The sequence below is a fragment of the Victivallis lenta genome (genome assembly GCF_009695545.1).
GTDB classification, from domain to species: domain Bacteria; phylum Verrucomicrobiota; class Lentisphaeria; order Victivallales; family Victivallaceae; genus Victivallis; species Victivallis lenta.
In genome coordinates this window covers 58,400-75,757 of the sequence record NZ_VUNS01000009.1, presented here as the reverse complement: position 1 = coordinate 75,757, position 17,358 = coordinate 58,400, and the positions used below count along the sequence as shown (strand labels likewise).

Genomic DNA, 17,358 nt, shown 5'->3' with positions numbered 1-17,358 from the left:
GCCTGGATCGGGAATTGACCCGCATATCCGGAGAGCTCGCCCGGCGGCGCCGGGACCGCATGAAGCGGACTTTCCATATGCATGTCTGGTATTTCACGGTCGGGACGTCTTACCGCCTCAAGCGCTTTTTCGACATTGTGCTGTCGCTTGCGGCGCTTGCGGCGCTGTCGCCGTTCCTGCTGGCCGTCGCGGTCTGGGTCAAGCTCGACTCGTCCGGACCGGTCATTTACCGGCAGGTGCGGGTCGGCCGGTTCGGACGCCATTTCCGGTTCTACAAGTTCCGCACGATGCGGATCGACGCGGACCGGATCAAGCAGCGGCTCATGGCCGAAAATCAGTCGGCCGACGGAGTGATCTTCAAGATGAAGCGCGATCCGCGGGTGACCCGGATCGGCCGGTATCTGCGCAAGTTCAGCATCGACGAGCTGCCGCAGCTGTTCAACGTGCTGATCGGCGACATGAGCCTGGTCGGGCCGCGGCCGCCGCTGCCCGACGAGGTCCGGCTTTACACGCTCGAGGACCGCAAACGGCTGAACGTGGTTCCGGGGCTCACCTGCATCTGGCAGATCTCGGGCCGCAGCGACATTCCGTTTTCGAAGCAGGTCCAGCTTGACAAGGAGTATATCGCTTCGCGCGGTTTCTGGCAGGACTGCCGGATTCTGGTCAAAACGGTTCCGGCGATTTTGACCGGGCGGGGGGCGTATTGATCATGAAGGCGATCATCAACCCGTACAACCATACGCTGAGGTGGTGCGAGGAGTTCTTCCCGGACCGCAGCATCTGTTCGCTGCCGGTCGCCGGCAAGGAGTTCGCGGAGTATCAGATCGATTCCGTTTCGATTCTCGGCGTCGATGAGATCACGCTGCTCGACTACAACTACGATTCGGCGCTGAAGCGGAAGCTCGGGCGCGGAGACCGCTGGTCTCTCGTGCTGCACTATCTCGGCTCCGGCATCCGGCGCGACATTCCGCAGCTGCTGGACGAGCACCGCGGTTTCGCCGGGGAAGGCGAAGTCCTGCTCGTCATGGGACCGGTCCTGCCCGAATTCGAGAGCCGGGAGGCGCTGTTCGGCAATCTGGAGGAAATTCAGCCCGGCGAAAAGCGGCGCGACGGCGTTTATCTGTTCCGGGAGGGGCGGCTGTTCCGCTGTCCGGCTCCGCTGCGCAGCATGCGCACATTGAATCAGTATTTCGAGCTGAATTTCCAGCTCCTGAACACGCCGCGGAACCAGGTGCTGCCCGGGTACCGGGCCGAGAACGGGGTCCACACCGGCATGAACGTCGTCATCATGCCCGGCTGCGAAATCAAACCGCCGGTGGTGCTGGGCGACAACATCTGTCTCGAGCGCGACTGCCGCCTCGAAGGAGGAGTCGTGATCGGGCACGACGTCATCATCGACAGCGGAAATGTGCTGCGGCGCTGCGTCGTGTTCGACCATACCTACATCGGCAAGAACATGGAATTCTCCGACAAGATCGTCGTCTCCGGGCGGATCATCGACCCGGTCAGCGAGGCCTCCGTCGATCTGGAGGAGGCCGGGATATCGTCCGGGCTCGACGGCGGCTGGGGGAAAATCGACTGGACCGGCGCTTTCGAATATCTGTTTTCGCTGTTCCTGGCCGTGCTGTTCCTGATTCCGTATGCCGCGACGCTGCCGGTACGGTTTTTGCTGCGGAGGACGCGCTGGTTCGTCAAGTGCTCCTTCGACCTTTATCCGAAGCTCTGGCTGGTGGTGCGGCACCGCGGCAGCCTGATCCGGCGCTCCGGGCGCAACGAGGATTTCGTATTCTGTTTCTCCGACAGCTTTTCGATGCGGCGCGACGCGCTGCAGCAGAAATTGGACGACCGTTACTATTATCATCACCGCAATCCGCTGCTGATCGTCAGGACGGCGGCCAAGGCGTTCGTGAACAGGATGTTTCTTTCGGATGACATGTTATAGAACACACATCTGCTGCACGGCGAACCGGGAGCCGGAGGTGGAGGCTCTGCTCGAGCGCGTGGTTCCGGCGATCGGCGCCGATGTGCTGGCGCTCGGCATCCCCGAGCTGGCCGGCGTCTGCCTCGGCGGCGGGTACGGTCGCGGCGAGGGCGGCGTCTGCGCCGGGCCGGACGGTGTGCCGCGGCTGTTCAACGACCTGGATTTTTTCGTGTTCTCCTCCGGGGCGGGCCGCCGCCGGAAACGCGAAATCGACCGGGCGGTCGAGCCGGTCGCGCGGCGCTGGACGCGGGCGCTCGGGATCGACGTCGATTTCGGGCCGGTCAAGAATACCGGCGACCTCGGGCGGGTCTCCCATACTCTGATGTTTCAGGAGCTGAAGCACGGATACTGGCAGGTCTGCGGGGAGGCCGATGTGCTGGCCGCGCTGCCGGCGCTGCGGGAATCGGAGCTGCCGCCGCTCGAAGGCGCGCGGCTTCTGCTGAATCGCGGCATGGGGCTCCTGATGGCGGCCGAACGGGTCCGTGACGGAGCGGAGGACGCCGGCTTTGTTCTGCGCAATCTGAACAAGGCCGTTCTCGGCGGGGCGGAAGCGCAGCTGATCTGTGCGCACCGTTACCGCTGGCGGGCGCGGGAACGGCTCGAGGCGTTCGGGGCGCTGGCCGCGGAGCGGGGGCTGGCGCCGGAGCGGGTGCAGGAATATGCCGCGGCGCTCGAATTCAGGCGCACACCGCACGTCTGCCCGCCGGACGACTGGCGGGCGGCCTGGGAACGGGCACGCGGTTTCTGGTGCGAAAGCGTGGCCGGCGCGGCCGGCTGCGCCGCGGATGCGGAAACGGAAACGGTTCTGCGGCAACTGCATGCCGGTTGCGCCCTGCATGGCCGGAAAGGAATCCGGAATTTGTTGAGATGGGTGGCGAAAACGCATTCGCCCGGTTCCGTATGCGACTGGCTCGATGCGCCGGAACTCAGGATGCTGCGCCGGATTTACCGGCTGCTGGCGGCGGCGGAGCCGGACCGGAATGGGCCCGGAGTGCCGGAAGAGCGTGCGCTTTTATATCGGTTGTGGCGGGTAATCAGTTAAGCGGAAGAGAGTTGTCTTATGAATCGTGACGAAGAATACGACCTGCTGGCGGAAGAGCAGGAACGGATGCGGCAGTTTGAGCTGTACCGGAAGCTGTGCTTTTCGGTGCTGCTCAAGCGCTGGCGCATGATCGTGCTGATTTTTCTGGTTACCCTGATCGGCCTGGCGGCGTTTTTTCAGTTTCGCTTCATGAATTCGCGAGTGCGTTACGAGGCGAGGACCGGGCTTTTCTTCTACCCGAAGCAGACGAAGCGTTACGGAGCGATGGATGCGAAACAGACGCTGGAGCTGTTCTCCCGCCTCGCCATGCGCCGCCAGGTGGCGGACCGGCTGAACCTCGGCGGCATGGATCGTGCGACCCTGAAGAGCCGGCTTGAAATCAACCAGGAGAAGGGGCGCCCGAACCTGATCCGGATCACGGTGAAGGATGCGCAGCCGGAGGCGGCGACCCTGTTTGCAAACACCGTGGCGGAGGTGTGCATCGACGAATACGTCTCCTTCCGCACCGACGATCTGCGGAATCGGCTTAAAACGCTGGAGGGGCGCAAGCGGGAGCTCGAGGAGTCGGTGGCCGGCTGCGAGAAGGAGCAGCGCGAACTGGTCAGGCTCCTGAATTCGATGACGCCGGCGCAGGAGCTCGAACGGCTGCGCGGGGTCATGTCGACCTCTCTGGCGTCGCTTTCGGAGATCAATGTGCAGATTGCGAACGAGGAGGCGAAGAGCAGGAAGTTTCAGGAGCAGCTTTCGCATATCGACGCGACCGCACTGAAGCACGCCGCGCAGTTGAAGGCGTTCCAGGACGAACAGGAGCGGCTGAAACATGAAATAACCCGCCTGCGGCAATTGTATACGGAGAAGAATCCGCGGCTGCTCGCCGCCGTTTCGGAGTATGACGATGCGCTCGCCGCCTACCGGGCGTACCTGAAGGAGAAGAAGATCGAAAATTACGACCCGGACGCTTTGCGGATGGCGGAGTCCCTGCAGCTCCAATTGGCCGACGCGACCGGGAAACTCGAATTTCTGAAGCAGAATAAACACGCATTCGAAACGGAGATCGCGCGGAACCGCAGCGCGGTTCTGGAGCTGACCGGGCTGCTGCCGAAATACAGCGAGCTCGAAACCCGCCGCGAATCGTTCATTGCGATTCTGCGCACGGTGGAGGAGTCGATCAGCGATCTGCAGCTGCTGATCGCCTCGACTCCGAGCGACATTCAGCAGGTGGAGAAGGTCGGTACCGCCGACGCGGAGTCCGCGTTCGGCAAAAAGGTCGTCGCGTTGATTCTGTTTCTTGCGTTTTTCGTGACCGGCTTCTCCGTGCTGCTGCTGCTGGCGCAGCAGATTCTGTTCGGCAGGGTGGAAAGCCTTGAGGAGCTGGCGGCCTGCAACGGCCTGGTTCCGGTCGGTTCGTATCCGGCCTCGCCGGAGCTTTTCCGTTCGACGGCCGAGAAGGAGGCCGTGCTGCATGAAATCTATTACGGATTCCGCGAGGCGCTGAACGGCAGGCACATCCTGTTCGAGGGCGCGCTGGAGGGCGGCGCGATCGTTCCGGATATTCAGGAGTCGCTGAAATGGAATGCCGCGATGACCGGCATGAAGCTGTTTCAGGTCAACATCGTTTCGGCCCGTGACTTTGATTCTCCGGCGGACGGTTCCGGCGGCGAGGCGCTTGTGGCGGTGCAGTGCGTCGGCCAGCAGGGATTCCTGCCGGTCGAAAATCTGCAGGCGCTTTCGCCCGCCGAGCTCGAAATGCTCGGCAGCGACGCGAAGGAGCTGCTGCGGAACTGCGATCTGCTGGTGCTTTCGCGGAAAGAGCCGCTTCGGCAGAACGATCTCTTCTTCCGGCAGATGATGGAATTCAGCGATTGTTCGCTGCTTTGTTTCGGGGCCGGGGCGACATCCCGGCGGCTGCTTCGGCATACCGTGGCGCTTCAGCGCGCCTGCGGGCATGTGGCGGCCGTGATTTTAACTGGAGTCAGGAAATGGACTCCGGCAGCTGGTGCGAGGTGAGGTGATATGTTGAAATATGTTTGTATCCTGTCTGCCGCTCTCCTGCTCGGGCTCTGCTCCTGCACGGTATATGACCGCGGAACCGGCAACTATCTGGACTATCCGGAACTGACCGAGACGAACGCTTCGATCGTGGAGATCGCGACCTTGAGCGAGGAGGAGCGGCGGGTCCGCTTCGAGCGGCTCAAAAAGCTGGCCGAAGAACCGTATCCGCAATATGAGCTTGACGCCGGCGATGTGCTGAACATCAAGGTCTACAATCACCCCGACCTCGAGACGCAGACGCCGGTCACTCCGGACGGCCATGTCGGGATGATGTTCGTCGGCCAGGTCAAGGTGGGCGGCTGTACGCTGCCGGAGGCTTCGAAGAGGATCGAACAGGCGCTGGAGACTTACATCAAGAATCCGGTGGTCGGCATTTCGCCGGTGTCGATCAACTCCCAGAGCGTGACGATCGCCGGAGGCGTGGAACATCCCGGCATGTACAGCGTAAGCAGCGGCCTGCGCCTCTCCGACCTGTTTGCGAAGGCCGGCGGCTCCTCCAGCCGGTTGTTCGACGGGCAGGTCGTCGATGTGGCGGATTTCAAGCACTCGCTGTTCATCCGCGGCGACCGGATCATCGACGTCGATTTCGCCGCCGCGATCGAGAAGGGCGACTACTGGAACAACATCAAGCTGCACCGCGGAGATTATATCTACATCGCGGTCCGCTCCGAAACGATGGTCACGATCCTCGGGGAAGTCCATAATCCGCACCGGCGGATCTGGAACAGAACGCTCGGGCTGCTCGAGCTGATCGCCGACGGCGGCGGGCTCAGGGAGACCTACTGGCAATATGCCGTCATCATGCGCGGCGGCATCGCGGACCCGACCTACTACCGGGTCGACCTCGACGGCGTGCTGCAGGGGAAGAAGCCGAACGTCATGCTCGAACCCGGGGATATCGTCTATATCCCGAGAGACAACATCTCCGAGTACAACGTTTTCATCCGCAAGCTGATGCCGACCGGGCAGCTGATCAATCTGTTCCTGACTCCGGCATTCTACTGGACGAGATTCTGACACGGGAGCGAGGCGATGAAGTACATTCTGTTCAGCATTGCGGCGGCGGGCGTGATCCCGGCGGCATTCTTCATGGTTTACGACCGGAGGCTGCTGCGGATCACGGCGTTCCTGATCCCGCTCTGCGCGCTGGCTTTCCAGCAGACCGCGATCAACTTCTTCTCGCATGAGCTGTATCGCGGAACGTCGCGCGGAATGGAGGTGTCGCTCTCCTATCTCTGCGCGCTGGTCATTCTGCTGGCGATCCTGATGCGGCGCGGGAGACTGCGCCTCCTGCCGGGAGCCGGGAGCTGGCTTTACTGCGCCTATTTCCTGAGCTGCCTCGTCTCGACGCTGAATGCCGACAGTCTGCTTTACTCGTTCTTCGAGCTCTGGAAGATGGTCATGATCTACCTCGTGTTTCTGGCGGTCTGGAATTACCTGGAGCTGACGGACGACGTGGAGCTCTTCTGGTATGCGATGGGGACGGTGGTGCTGCTGAATTTCCCGGCGGTCGTCTGGGGGTACTGCAGCGGCGTCTATCAGGCGCACGGCGTGTTTCCGCACCAGAACAGCATGAGCATGTACATGAGCCTGGCCGGGAATCTGTTTCTGGCCCGCTTCTTCAACTGCGGCGGCCGGTTCGGACGCTGGTTTTTCGCGGCCGCGTTCGGTGTTGCGTCCGTCTCGCTGGTTCTGACCTATTCGCGCGGGGCGCTGGCCTGTTATCCGGTCGGCTGCGCGCTGACGGTCATGCTGTCGCTGATCTATTCGTTCGACCGGAGAAAGCTGACTGCGGCGGCTGCGGCCGGCGTGGCTGCGCTGCTCGTATTCGTCGTATTCCTGCCGAGGATCGTCGAACGCTTCGAAACCGCGCCGGAGGCGTCGGGCAATACCCGGCTCAATTTCGCCGTCGCCGCGTTCAATATGATGGACGACAAGCTCCTCGGCGTCGGCGTCAACAACTGGGGGATCAAGATCAATCCGCCGTACACCTACAGCCGGCACCGCGACCCGGCTCTCGGCTATCACGAGGATTACAAGGACGGCATCGTCGAGACGATCTATCTGCTGGTCGGCGCTGAGTGCGGTTACGGCGGACTCGCCGTCCTGCTCGGCTGGTTCGGCTATTACTGGGTGCTGGCGGCCCGGCTGCTGCCACGGCTTGCCGGGACGGCCCGGTTTTATGTGCCGGCCGGCGTATGCGGCGGCCTTGCGGCGGTCTATATGCAGTCCGTCCTGGAGTGGGTCCTGAAGCAGCAGATCAATTTCATGCAGATCATGATTGTGTTTGCCGTCGTCGGCTATCTGAACGAACTCCGGAAGAGACGGAACCGCGAAGCCCTCTTCCGCAAAAAGGAGGAGACGCCCGCCGCGGCGTGAAACGACTATGAGGAACAATACGGTTGTAACCATCGGGGACCGCAGCTATCTGTGGGGTGTCTTCCTGCTGATCGCCTCCATGCGGAAAAGCGGCATGGAGGAACCGGTGATCGTCTGCGCCGCCGGCTGCGGAGAGCGCGAATCGCGGATTCTCGAAGGGCTCGGCGGCGTGCGGGTGGTTCCGGCCCCGCCGACCGCGCGCACGCTGGCCTGCAGCAAGCCGGATGCGATGCTGCTGGCTGATACGGAGTTTGTGACCTGGGTGGACAGCGACGGTTTCTTTACCGGGAACGTGTCGGAGAAGCTGGTTCCGCTTTCGCCCGGTGAGATCCATATCCGGATGCGCGGCGAAGCGGAGAACGCCCTCGCATTCGCAAGCCACCGCTTCGGCGGCGACGGCCGGGCGATTCCGGCGGAAGTGCTTGAAGCGTGGCGGAAAGATGTGCCGGGGGCGGGGGAGGCGGCGCCGGGGATTCCGCGCTGCTGTTCGGACTGCCTGCTTTCGCTGCACCGTTCGCATCGTTCGCTGCTGGAGGCCTGGCGCGACCAGATGGCGCGGGTGCTTCCCTCCGGCAACGTCGGGGTCGTCGACCGGAGGCTCCCGTTCTACCACCAGCTCGATGAATCGGTGCTGAACAGTTTGCTCTGCTTCCTGCCCGGCGCGCCGCGCGTCTCGGACGAATACCGGCTCGACCGGGAGCCGGAGGCGCTCTTCGTCCATTTCGTCTGCCACCCGAAGCCGTGGGTCGGGTGGACGCCGTCGTCGCTGCCGAAGTTCGGGCGTTATCTCGACGTGGTCGACTACGCGGTCGAAGCGGGGCTGGAGCTGCCGGGGCCGCTGCCGTTTTCGCTGCGGCGGGAGAACCGCGCCTGGTGTTCTCTCCTCGCCGGCCCGGTCCTGTACCGGCACAAGTTCAAACGCCTGCTCCGCAGGATGAAAACGCAGGGGAGCGGCAGATGAGAGAAGCGCCGTTGTTTTCCGTCATTGCGGTCTGCTGCAACGTCGCGCCGTACGCGGAGCGGATGATCGGTTCGATCCGGGCGCAGGGCTATGCCGGGTTCGAATGCCTGGCCGTTGTCGAGGAGTCGGATGACGGCACGGAGCGGGTGATCCGCAAAGCGATCGGAGACGATCCGCGTTTCCGGGTCGTGACGCTGCCGCGCTCCGGCTCGGCCTCGGCCTCCCGCAACTGGGGGATCGACCACGCGCGCGGCGGCTATCTGCTTTTCGTCGATGGAGATGACTGGATCGAACCGGATGCGCTGGAAGGATTTGCAACGCTGCTGGCGGCACATCCGAAGCTCGACCTGATTGCCGGCGGGTCATACGATTACCGGCAGCTGGCGGATGGAGTTCCGGTCCGTTCCGGCGGCCATATGCAGGGAACGCCGGGAGCGCGGTTCGGATCGGGCGTCGCATTTTTGGAGTCGGTCGATTTCGCAGACCGCTGGATTCCTGCGACCTGGATGAATCTCTATCGCCGGGAGCTGCTGCACGGGAACGGGCTTTATCAGGCGCCCGGGCGCCTGCATCAGGACGACGAGTGGACCTACCGGGTTTTTCTGAAGGCCGGTGCAGTCGCGGTTGCGCCGTTCCGGCATTACGACTACCGGATTCACGCCGCTTCGGTGACGCATGCGCCGGGGCCGAAGACCATGTACGACCGGGCCGAAAACGTGAAATCGGCCTGCCGGTTTTTCGAGGCGGGGGAGTATCCGGCCTCGTTCCGGCGGACGCTGGCGCGTCATTTCTGCCGTCATTTTCTGCATGCGCCGTTCCTGCTGCGGAACTATTCGGGGAAGCGGCTCCGGAGGCTCGTCCCGCGGGAGGATTGCCGCCGGGCGCTGCTGGCCTGCCTCGGCACGAGGGAGCAGTTCCGTTCCTACTGCCGCATCGTCCGTGCGGCGGGCGGTGCGCAGCTCTGGTTCATTCCGCTGATGTATCTGGCGCGGAAAAGGGGATTTTTCCGGCTGTCGGAATATTTCTGCCGTTTCTGGCTCAACCGGTTCCTGCCGCTGTTCCGGAATGGTTCGGGGGAGAAGGGGGCGCGCCATGCCGGATAAACGTCCGCTGCTCAGCATCATCGTCCCGGTCTACAACACCTCCGAACGGCTGGAGGCGTGTCTTGAATCGCTGCTGGCGCAGACTGCGGCGGATCTCGAACTGATTCTGGTTGACGACGGTTCGACCGACCGGTCGGCGGACATCTGCCGGGCGTTTCAATCGCGCGATCCCGGCCGGATCCGGTTTTTCAGCGGGCCGAACCGTGGCGTGAGCGCGGCGAGGAACCGGGGACTCGATGCCGCGGCCGGCGAGTGGATCGCTTTCTGCGACTCCGACGACCGGGCCGATCCGGAGCTTTACCGGGTTCTGCACGCCAATGCCGTCGCCCGGAATGCCGAACTCAGCTGCTGCGCGATCCGCCGGATCGCGCCGGACGGCGAGAGGATTCTGACGGATTTTCCGTTCCGCGGCGAATCGGCCGTCATGGAGCGCGGGGAAATCATCGAGCGTTTTTTCCTGCCGCTTCTGTGCGGGCGTCCGGAGTGCAACGGCTTTCTGGTCTGCTGCCTGTTCCGCCGCGACCTGGTGGAGAAGCGGAAAATCCGCTTTGTGGAAAATCTGAGCATGAAGGAGGATGAACTCTTTCTGCTCGAATATCTTCTGCTGGTGCGGAGATTGACGGCGACGGAGCGCCCGCTTTACGATTATCTGCGCTTCGAAGCTTCTCTGTGCGCAACGTATTACAAGGAGGGTTCCGATCTAGACCGGGAGCGGAACTGGGTTCTGCGGGCCCGGAAGCAGCGGGAGATTTTCCGGAACAGCGGCCTGGCGGAGCGATATCCGGAGCTGGCCGCGGAATTCCGGCTGCGGGAGTACTATCATGCGGCGCAGTCCGTCTGCTGCGACCCCTCCTGCGGCGCGGCGGCACGCCGGGCGCGGCTGAAGCTTCTGGCGGAGCGGGCGCGCCGGGAAGATGGCGGCGGCGGTTCCGGCACGGGAGGGCTCTTCTGGTTTTTCCTGCTGCACTGTCTGCCGCTCCTGCCGCTGTTGTGCCATGCAAAACGGAAGAAGGACGCGTTCGGCCGGAGACGCCGCCGGAACGCGGGAAAGGTGCAGTGACATGCAGCATTCAGAGTCGGAAACAACGATGGGAGACGCAGTGACGCAGCCGGAATTTTCAATTGTCGTGCCGGCCTGCAACGTCGGCCGTTATGCGAAGGATATGATCGCTTCGATCCGGAACCAGACCGATCCGGATTTCGAAGCGCTTCTGGTGGTCGAGGAGTCGACCGACGGCACGCTGGAGATCTGCCGGGCCGAGACGGCCGGGGATGCGCGTTTCCGGGTGATCTCCCTGCCGCGCAGCGGTTCGGCGTCGAATTCGCGCAATTACGGAATCCGCCATGCGGCCGGGAAATATCTGGTTTTCCTCGACGGCGACGACTGGATCGAGCCGGAGTCGATCGGGAGATTTCGCGAAGCGGTCCGCGAATACGGCGAACTCGACATTCTGTTTGCGTGCGGCAGCGAGTACGGGGAACGGCCGGACGGCGGCTGCCGTTATCTGGGGCGCTTTCTGAATCTGGACGGCGCCGACGCCGGGAAGATCATGACCGGGAACGAGGCGGCGGTGCGGGTGCTCCGGGCCGGCCGGCTGCCGAGCGTCTGCGTCTGCCTGTCGGTCTACCGCCGGGAGTTTCTGCTGGAACACGCGCTTTTTCAGGTGCCGGGCATGCGGCACGAGGATCTCGAATGGGTGCCGAGGGTCTGGTATTTCGCGGAACGGACGGCCGTGCTCGACTACTCCTTCGTGAATTACCGGAAGCACGCGGGGTCGGTTACGACCAGCCTGATTCCGCAGTCGATTCATGACATCGCCGCGGCGCTCGACGCGCTTTTCGACTTCTGGTTCAGTCACGATGCGTCCGGGGAGCTCAGGAGGGTATGGGCTTCGCACTGGCTGTCGGTTTTCTTCTGGTACTTCTATCATCCGCAATATATCGTGAAGTTTCCGGAAAAAGACCGCCGGGAGGCGTTTTTCGAGTTTTTCAACCGCCAGGGACATCGCTGCCGCGAGGTGGCCCGTCATGCGCCGCGCGCGAAGCGTCTGGCGACGCCGCTGCTGCTGCTGGCGTGGAAAACAGGCTGGGAGTACCCGGTGCGCTGTTACTTCAGGTATCTCTATTATCCGTTGATCGCCCTGAAGGGAAAGGCGGCGGGAAAATGAAAATTCTGCTTTGCATTTCAGCAGTTGCGGCGATGCTGTCGCTTGCCGCCGCCGAACCGCGCGGCGTCTGGAGAATCGAGCATCTCGACGGGAGGACGCTGGCGCTGACCGGCGATTATACCAGTTTTCTGCGCGAACGCTACGCCGCCGAGAAGCTTGAGGCGCTGAAGGAGCTCTGCCGGCAGCCGTCGCCGGAGTGGAAGCGGACGTTCGGCCTCAACTTTTCCGCCGCCGGGGTGATCGGCCGGTACCGGCCGGAGATCGCCGGGATGCTTCAGCAGTTCGACCGCATCCGGGTGACGGACGCCGCCGGAAGCGCGCACGCCGTCGAAAAGGCCGGTTACTGGCTGAATCCGACCGGCGCGGCCCGCTTTCCGGACGGGAACGGACGGGAGCGGCTGACGCGGAACGCCGATGTCGCGCACTTCGTCTTCCTGCGTTTTGCGGAGCCGCTGGCGCCGGGGGCGGGCTATGTGATTTCACTGCCGACCGGCGAGACGCTCGCTTACCGGTTCGACCCGGACAATGTGCCGTCCCTCCTGTTCAAACAGAACCAGCTCGGTTATGCGCCGCAGGCCCGGCGCAAATATGCGTATCTCGGCGCATGGCTCGGCGACGCGGGGCCGCTGCCGATGAAGGAATATATCGGCAGGAGCTTCGAGCTGTGCGATGCGGCGACCGGCAGTGCGGTGTTTTCCGGTCCGGTCGCGGCGCGGATGGAGGACCCGGTTTCGCCGCAGGGGACGCCATTTACCGGCGAAGAGACGGCGGAGCTCGATTTTTCGTCCGTTTCGGCGCCGGGAACCTATTTCCTGCGCGTGCCCGGCATCGGCCGCAGTCCGGATTTCCGGATCGACGGCCGCAGCATCGCCGACGCCTTCTACATCCACGCCCGCGGGCTCTACCACAAGCGCTGCGGGATCGCAAAGGAGAAGCCGTATACGAACTGGACGACGCCGCTCTGCCACCGCGAAGTCCTGCGCGGCACGTTCCCGCCGGACGACGGTCAGTACAACGCCGCTCCGAAAGGGAAAACGCGCGACTGGGGATTCTTCGATTCACACGGCAACAGCATATCCGTCAAGCATTTCAACCTGATTGCGGAGAATCTTCCGGCCGACCCGGAGCCGCTGTTCCTGCCCGGCGGCTGGCACGATGCGGCCGACTTCGACCGCCGTCCCTGCCACCTGTCGATCGTCGGTGACCTGGCTGCGGCGTATCTGCTGAAACCGGAGAACTTCAGCGACGGGCAGCTCGATCTTCCGGAGAGCGGCAACGGCGTGCCGGACATTCTCGACGAGGCGCGCTGGGGACTCGAACACCTGCGGCTCGCGCAGCAGCCGGACGGCGGCGTCGGAACCTGGATCGAGACCGATCATCACCCGACACCGGCCGAGTACCTGCCGTCGAGCCCGCAGAAACCGTTCCGGCTCTCCCTGGCGACCCGGGCGGGCACGCTCGAATATGCCGCCTATGCGTCGATGCTCGCGCTCGCGCTGCGGCAGGCCGGGGATGCCGCCGGTTCGGAGCTCTGCCGGGAGTCGGCGCGCCGGGCCTGGGAGTATGCCCTGAATCCGGCGAACCGGAAGATTCAGTATTATTCGTATTACCTGGACAAGCGCAAGCAGATGATCAGCTACCGCGAACCGAAGGAGCTGCCGGCGGAATTCCTGCTCAAAGCCGGTGCGAATCTCCGGCTGCTGTACGGCGATGCCGCTTATCTCGAACCGCTTGCGGGGAGAGGGAAGGAGCTGGCTGACCTGATCCGGCGGGAGTCATGGCGCTGGTCGCCGTTTCTGTTCGTCGAGCTCGAGGTTTTCCGGGACCGGCTGGAGGAGTTCGGGGAGCTCCGCCGCTTCTGGACCGGCAGGGTTGTTCAGGAAGCCCGCGAGATGGCCGGGCAGATCGATGGCGGCTATCCGTACCGGATTGCGTGGTACGGCGCGCGGAACTGGAAGGCGGGCAGGATGTCCTGGGGGAACTGTCATCCGCTCCGGCGCGCGCTGACGCTGCTGGCCGCTTACGCTTATTCGGGGGAAAAGAGTTTTCTCGATGCGGCCTATCTCTGCAACGATTTCCACAACGGGGCGAATCCGAACGGGACGACGATGACCAGCGGGCTCGGCTACCGCTGTCCGGTCCGCTTCCTCGACTTTACGAGCTACGCCGACGGGATCGCGGAGTTCGTCCCCGGCATCACGCCGTACCGCAACACCTACGGCATCGCGCGGGACGATGTCCGGCTGGCGCACGGGCTCTATTACGGCAAGCGGCCCGAAGCCGGTTTCGCCGGCATTTCGAAATCGCTTCTGCCGCTGTCGCTCCGCGGCGGCAGGGAACTTGCCGAGGACGAAAGCGCGAAGCTCCTGTCGCGGGCGTGGCCGATCTGGCGCCGCTGGGCGAACGTCGAGCCGTACTCCGTCGCGGCGAGCGAATATACGGTCTGGGAGACGATCGCTCCGGCGGCGGCGGCGACCGGGCTTCTGCTCGACCGCGCCTATCCGCCGGAGCCGGGAGCGAAGGAACGCGTCCCCGCCGCCGATATCACGCAGCTGCCCGGCTATGCGCCGCTGCCCTGAGGAAAGAGAAGGAGACAATGAAAGACGCCATCGAGGTATTCCTCTTTATCGACGCACTCGGCTGGGAACTGGTGCAGTCGACCGGTTTTCTCAGCCGCGAGCTGCCGGAACGGCGGTGCATCCGCATGCAGTTCGGTTATTCGTGCAGCGCGATTCCGACGATTCTGTCGGGGCGCACGCCGGCCGAGCACGGACACCTGTGCCTGTTCTGCTACGACCCGCCGCATTCGCCGTTCAGGCTGCTCGGCGCGCTGCATCCGCTGCTGCGTCCGCGCTCGTTCTGGGAGCGGGGGCGGGTGCGGAATGTGCTTTCGCGCCTGGTGAAGAAGCTGTACGGCTTTACCGGATATTTCCAGCTCTACCGCATGCCCCTGGACCGGATCGGCTTGATGGACTACTGCGAGAAACGCAATCTGTTCGCGGCGAAAGGGATGGGGGAGGCGGGGAATCTGTATGACCTGCTGGCCGCAAGCGGGCTCGGTTTCCATATCTCCGACTGGCGGAGCAGCGACGCCGAAAATCTGGCCGAAGCGTGCCGGCTGACCGAAGCGGAAGCGTGCGATTTCCTCTTCGTCTACACGGCGGAGCTCGACGGGCTTGAGCACGAGTGCGTCGGCCGGCCGGAGATAATCCGGCGGAAGCTCGCGTTTTATGAGGAGCGGGTCGCCCGGCTGCTCGAAACCGGGCGCGCCCACGCCCGGAATTTCCGCCTGACCGTGATTTCGGATCACGGCATGACGCCGCTTGCCGGTACGGCCGACCTTCGCGCGGCGGTAGAAAAGAGCGGCCTGCGCTTCGGCGAGGATTACGCGGCCTGCTACGATTCGACCATGTTGAGAGTGCACTTTCTGAAACCCGGCGCGAAGCAGGCGCTCTGCGATGCGCTCGCCCCGTTCGCCGGTTCGGGCCGCTGGCTGACGGAGGAAGAGGAGCGCGGATACGGCATCTACCGCGCGGACCGCAGGTTCGGCGACGCGATTTTCCTCATGAATCCCGGCATTCAGATCGTTCCGTCCGACATGGGCGGCAAGGCGTTGAACGGCATGCACGGCTTCGACCCGGCCGACCGCGACTCCGCCGCCGCGATCCTGTCGAATACGCCGCTGCCGGACGATGTGACGCAGGTCGCCGACTATTTCCGGCTTATGAAACATCGGATCGGGCAGCTCGCGGAGGCGCGCCGATGAAAATCCCGGTATTCAGGAATACGGCGACGAACTACCTGATCATGGCCGTCCGTCTCGCGCAGGGGATTCTGGTGACCCGCTGGCTGCTCGCCAGCCTCGGGCAGGAGTATTACGGGCTGTGGGCGCTGCTGTGGTCGTTCTTCTGCTATTCGCTGCTGCTCGATTTCGGCTTCGGCGTGACCGCGCAGAAGAGTACGTCGACGGAGCTTTACCGGCGTGATATCGACCGCTACAACCGGACGATATCGACGGTGTTTTCGTTTCACGCCGCAATGTCCGCCGTCATCCTGCTCGGAACCGGCGTCGCCGCTTTTTTCGTGCCGGTGCTGCTCCATGTCGAACACTCTTCGCCGGAGGAGCTGGCCTATTTCCGGAGCTGTTTCCTCTGCTTCGGCATCGGTTCGGCGCTCGTGTTTCCGTTCGGCATGTTTCAGGAGATTCTGGTCGGGCTGCAGCGGCTCTATCTCCGGAATTACATCAATGTCGTTTCGAAGCTGGTCGAGCTGGCCGGAATCCTGGTGATTTTCGCGCTGGGCGGCGGCCTGATCACGCTGATTTTGTTCACGGTGATCCTGACGGCGCTGACGCAGCTGTCGATGCTGTTTTTCATCCGGCGGCTGATTCCGGGTTTCCGCCTCCGGTTCCGGGTTCTGCCGGACCCGGAGCTCTTCCGGGAGATCTTCCACTTCAGCGGCTTCGTCTATTTGACCTCGGTCGCCCGGCTGGCGTGGGGGCGCAGCGGCGCGCTGCTCATCAGCATCTTCTGCGGCCTCGGCCCGACGGCGGTCTACCAGCTCGGCGGCCGGCTGCCGGCCCTGATGGGGCAGTTGACCGGGCCGTATCAGGAGAACATTTCGCCGATCACGGCGCTGCTGCACTCCCGGAACAAGGTGCGCAGGCTCGGTCTGATTTTGCGGAATTCGATGCGCTGGAACAGCTTTCTGGCAACGGGGATGACGGTCGGAATCCTGTTCTTTTCTCCCGTGCTGCTGCGTTTTCTCTTCAGGGTGGAGAGTCCGGAAGCGATCGCCGTCTGCCGGATCATGACGCTTTCGATCTACCTGAGTCTGGTGTTCCGGACTATTCCGGAGCGTTATTTCCTGATGGCGGACAGCCACCGCTTCCTCTCGTGGCTGGTGATCGGCGAGAGCGTTTGCTTTGTGATCCTTTCGATCGTGTTTCTGCCGCATTATCAGGAGATTGCGGTGGTCTGCTGCGCATTCGGGGTCAAGCTTGCCGGCACCTGCGTTCTGGTCGTGCCGCGGTTTCTGCGCCGGACCGGCATCGGCTTTCGGCCTCTGCTGTGCGACACCTGTCTGCGGCAGCTCGGCGCGACTCTGCCGGCGGCGGCGGCCTGGTATGCGGAGCTGCGGCTGTTCGAAGGCCGGATCCCGGATTTCTGGCTGCTCGCCGTTGCGGGAGGGACGGCCGCAATTCTGTATCCGGCCGCCTCTTTCCGGCTGGTCGCGGACGAAAAGGAGCGCGGAAAGATTTTCCGTAAAATAAGAACTTATGTCAATCTGGTCAAAATAAAAGGAATCAGGTGATGATGGAACTCAAATTTGACAAAATCGGCAATGTGCTGAAAATCACGGTGGACGGCCGTCTGGTGGCCGCCTGTTCGGAGGAGTTCAAGGAGACGGTTTCCGGCTGGCTGGCCGACAACCGCTTTCTGCTCTTCGACCTGTCGCAGATGAATCATATCGACAGCAGCGGACTCGGCGCTCTGGTCTACGTGCTGCAGAAGGCGAACGCGCAGGACGGCTCCGCGAAGCTCGCCTGCCTGCAGCCGCGGCCCCGGATCGTGTTCGACATCACCAAGGTCTACCGGATCTTCGAGATTTTCGATTCGGTCGACGCGGCGCTCGCCTCGTTCGGCGCCGAAGCGAAATAACCGGAAGGCAGA

The 17,358-nt window shown here is 63.3% G+C and carries 14 protein-coding genes; all 14 read left to right on the top strand.

The genetic code is table 11. From position 1 onward, the window contains the following. Positions 1-59 precede the first annotated feature (59 nt). The 14 genes from FYJ85_RS09965 to FYJ85_RS09900 are packed head-to-tail and all read left to right on the top strand — an operon-like array spanning position 60 to position 17,346. Entirely contained in the window at positions 60-707 is a 648-nt protein-coding gene (locus FYJ85_RS09965) for a sugar transferase (RefSeq protein WP_154418243.1), read from the top strand. Positions 708-709: 2 nt separating this feature from the next. Then, positions 710-1,942 carry a glycosyltransferase family protein gene (locus FYJ85_RS09960; RefSeq protein WP_154418241.1) on the top strand — a complete coding sequence of 411 codons (1,233 nt, stop codon included), beginning with the start codon at positions 710-712 and terminating at the stop codon, positions 1,940-1,942. Next, entirely contained in the window at positions 1,929-3,023 is a 1,095-nt protein-coding gene (locus tag FYJ85_RS09955) for a hypothetical protein (RefSeq protein WP_154418239.1), read from the top strand. Before FYJ85_RS09960 ends, FYJ85_RS09955 begins: the two co-directional genes overlap by 14 nt. 18 nt (positions 3,024-3,041) lie before the next feature. Next, complete coding sequence (locus FYJ85_RS09950; RefSeq protein WP_154418237.1) at positions 3,042-5,030, top strand: GumC domain-containing protein; 1,989 nt, start codon at positions 3,042-3,044, stop codon at positions 5,028-5,030. Between the two features lie 6 nt (positions 5,031-5,036). Then, a complete protein-coding gene (locus FYJ85_RS09945; RefSeq protein ID WP_154418235.1) occupies positions 5,037-6,092 on the top strand; it encodes a polysaccharide biosynthesis/export family protein in 1,056 nt (351 codons plus the stop codon). Between the two features lie 15 nt (positions 6,093-6,107). Beyond that, complete coding sequence (locus tag FYJ85_RS09940; protein ID WP_106055220.1) at positions 6,108-7,454, top strand: O-antigen ligase family protein; 1,347 nt, start codon at positions 6,108-6,110, stop codon at positions 7,452-7,454. Between the two features lie 7 nt (positions 7,455-7,461). After that, positions 7,462-8,415, top strand: a complete 954-nt coding sequence (locus FYJ85_RS09935) for a hypothetical protein (RefSeq protein WP_154418233.1) — start codon at positions 7,462-7,464, stop codon at positions 8,413-8,415. After that, entirely contained in the window at positions 8,412-9,518 is a 1,107-nt protein-coding gene (locus tag FYJ85_RS09930) for a glycosyltransferase family 2 protein (protein ID WP_154418231.1), read from the top strand. The genes FYJ85_RS09935 and FYJ85_RS09930 overlap by 4 nt, the downstream gene beginning before the upstream one ends. Next, the gene (locus FYJ85_RS09925) at positions 9,508-10,578 is read left to right on the top strand and encodes a glycosyltransferase family 2 protein (RefSeq protein WP_158704308.1); all 1,071 of its coding nucleotides are present in this window, start codon (positions 9,508-9,510) and stop codon (positions 10,576-10,578) included. Before FYJ85_RS09930 ends, FYJ85_RS09925 begins: the two co-directional genes overlap by 11 nt. A 28-nt stretch (positions 10,579-10,606) precedes the next feature. Continuing rightward, the gene (locus FYJ85_RS09920; RefSeq protein WP_158704309.1) at positions 10,607-11,686 is read left to right on the top strand and encodes a glycosyltransferase family 2 protein; all 1,080 of its coding nucleotides are present in this window, start codon (positions 10,607-10,609) and stop codon (positions 11,684-11,686) included. Then, a complete protein-coding gene (locus tag FYJ85_RS09915; protein WP_206213085.1) occupies positions 11,683-14,265 on the top strand; it encodes a glycoside hydrolase family 9 protein in 2,583 nt (860 codons plus the stop codon). Before FYJ85_RS09920 ends, FYJ85_RS09915 begins: the two co-directional genes overlap by 4 nt. Before the next feature lie 17 nt (positions 14,266-14,282). Then, on the top strand, positions 14,283-15,452 hold the full coding sequence (locus tag FYJ85_RS09910) for an alkaline phosphatase family protein (protein WP_154418227.1): 1,170 nt from the start codon (positions 14,283-14,285) through the stop codon (positions 15,450-15,452). After that, positions 15,449-16,999, top strand: a complete 1,551-nt coding sequence (locus FYJ85_RS09905; RefSeq protein ID WP_106055227.1) for a lipopolysaccharide biosynthesis protein — start codon at positions 15,449-15,451, stop codon at positions 16,997-16,999. Before FYJ85_RS09910 ends, FYJ85_RS09905 begins: the two co-directional genes overlap by 4 nt. After that, positions 16,999-17,346: an STAS domain-containing protein gene (locus tag FYJ85_RS09900; RefSeq protein ID WP_106055228.1), complete on the top strand. Its 348-nt coding sequence runs from the start codon at positions 16,999-17,001 to the stop codon at positions 17,344-17,346. Before FYJ85_RS09905 ends, FYJ85_RS09900 begins: the two co-directional genes overlap by 1 nt. The last annotated feature ends 12 nt before the right edge of the window (positions 17,347-17,358 follow it).

What these genes read in the sequence shown, in the direction of transcription:
- FYJ85_RS09965 (WP_154418243.1), top strand. Translation starts at nt 60, where the DNA reads ATGAAGCGGACTTTCCATATGCATGTCTGGTATTTCACGGTCGGGACG.
- FYJ85_RS09960 (WP_154418241.1), top strand. Translation starts at nt 710, where the DNA reads ATGAAGGCGATCATCAACCCGTACAACCATACGCTGAGGTGGTGCGAG.
- FYJ85_RS09955 (WP_154418239.1), top strand. Translation starts at nt 1,929, where the DNA reads ATGACATGTTATAGAACACACATCTGCTGCACGGCGAACCGGGAGCCG.
- FYJ85_RS09950 (WP_154418237.1), top strand. Translation starts at nt 3,042, where the DNA reads ATGAATCGTGACGAAGAATACGACCTGCTGGCGGAAGAGCAGGAACGG.
- FYJ85_RS09945 (WP_154418235.1), top strand. Translation starts at nt 5,037, where the DNA reads ATGTTGAAATATGTTTGTATCCTGTCTGCCGCTCTCCTGCTCGGGCTC.
- FYJ85_RS09940 (WP_106055220.1), top strand. Translation starts at nt 6,108, where the DNA reads ATGAAGTACATTCTGTTCAGCATTGCGGCGGCGGGCGTGATCCCGGCG.
- FYJ85_RS09935 (WP_154418233.1), top strand. Translation starts at nt 7,462, where the DNA reads ATGAGGAACAATACGGTTGTAACCATCGGGGACCGCAGCTATCTGTGG.
- FYJ85_RS09930 (WP_154418231.1), top strand. Translation starts at nt 8,412, where the DNA reads ATGAGAGAAGCGCCGTTGTTTTCCGTCATTGCGGTCTGCTGCAACGTC.
- FYJ85_RS09925 (WP_158704308.1), top strand. Translation starts at nt 9,508, where the DNA reads ATGCCGGATAAACGTCCGCTGCTCAGCATCATCGTCCCGGTCTACAAC.
- FYJ85_RS09920 (WP_158704309.1), top strand. Translation starts at nt 10,607, where the DNA reads ATGGGAGACGCAGTGACGCAGCCGGAATTTTCAATTGTCGTGCCGGCC.
- FYJ85_RS09915 (WP_206213085.1), top strand. Translation starts at nt 11,683, where the DNA reads ATGAAAATTCTGCTTTGCATTTCAGCAGTTGCGGCGATGCTGTCGCTT.
- FYJ85_RS09910 (WP_154418227.1), top strand. Translation starts at nt 14,283, where the DNA reads ATGAAAGACGCCATCGAGGTATTCCTCTTTATCGACGCACTCGGCTGG.
- FYJ85_RS09905 (WP_106055227.1), top strand. Translation starts at nt 15,449, where the DNA reads ATGAAAATCCCGGTATTCAGGAATACGGCGACGAACTACCTGATCATG.
- FYJ85_RS09900 (WP_106055228.1), top strand. Translation starts at nt 16,999, where the DNA reads ATGATGGAACTCAAATTTGACAAAATCGGCAATGTGCTGAAAATCACG.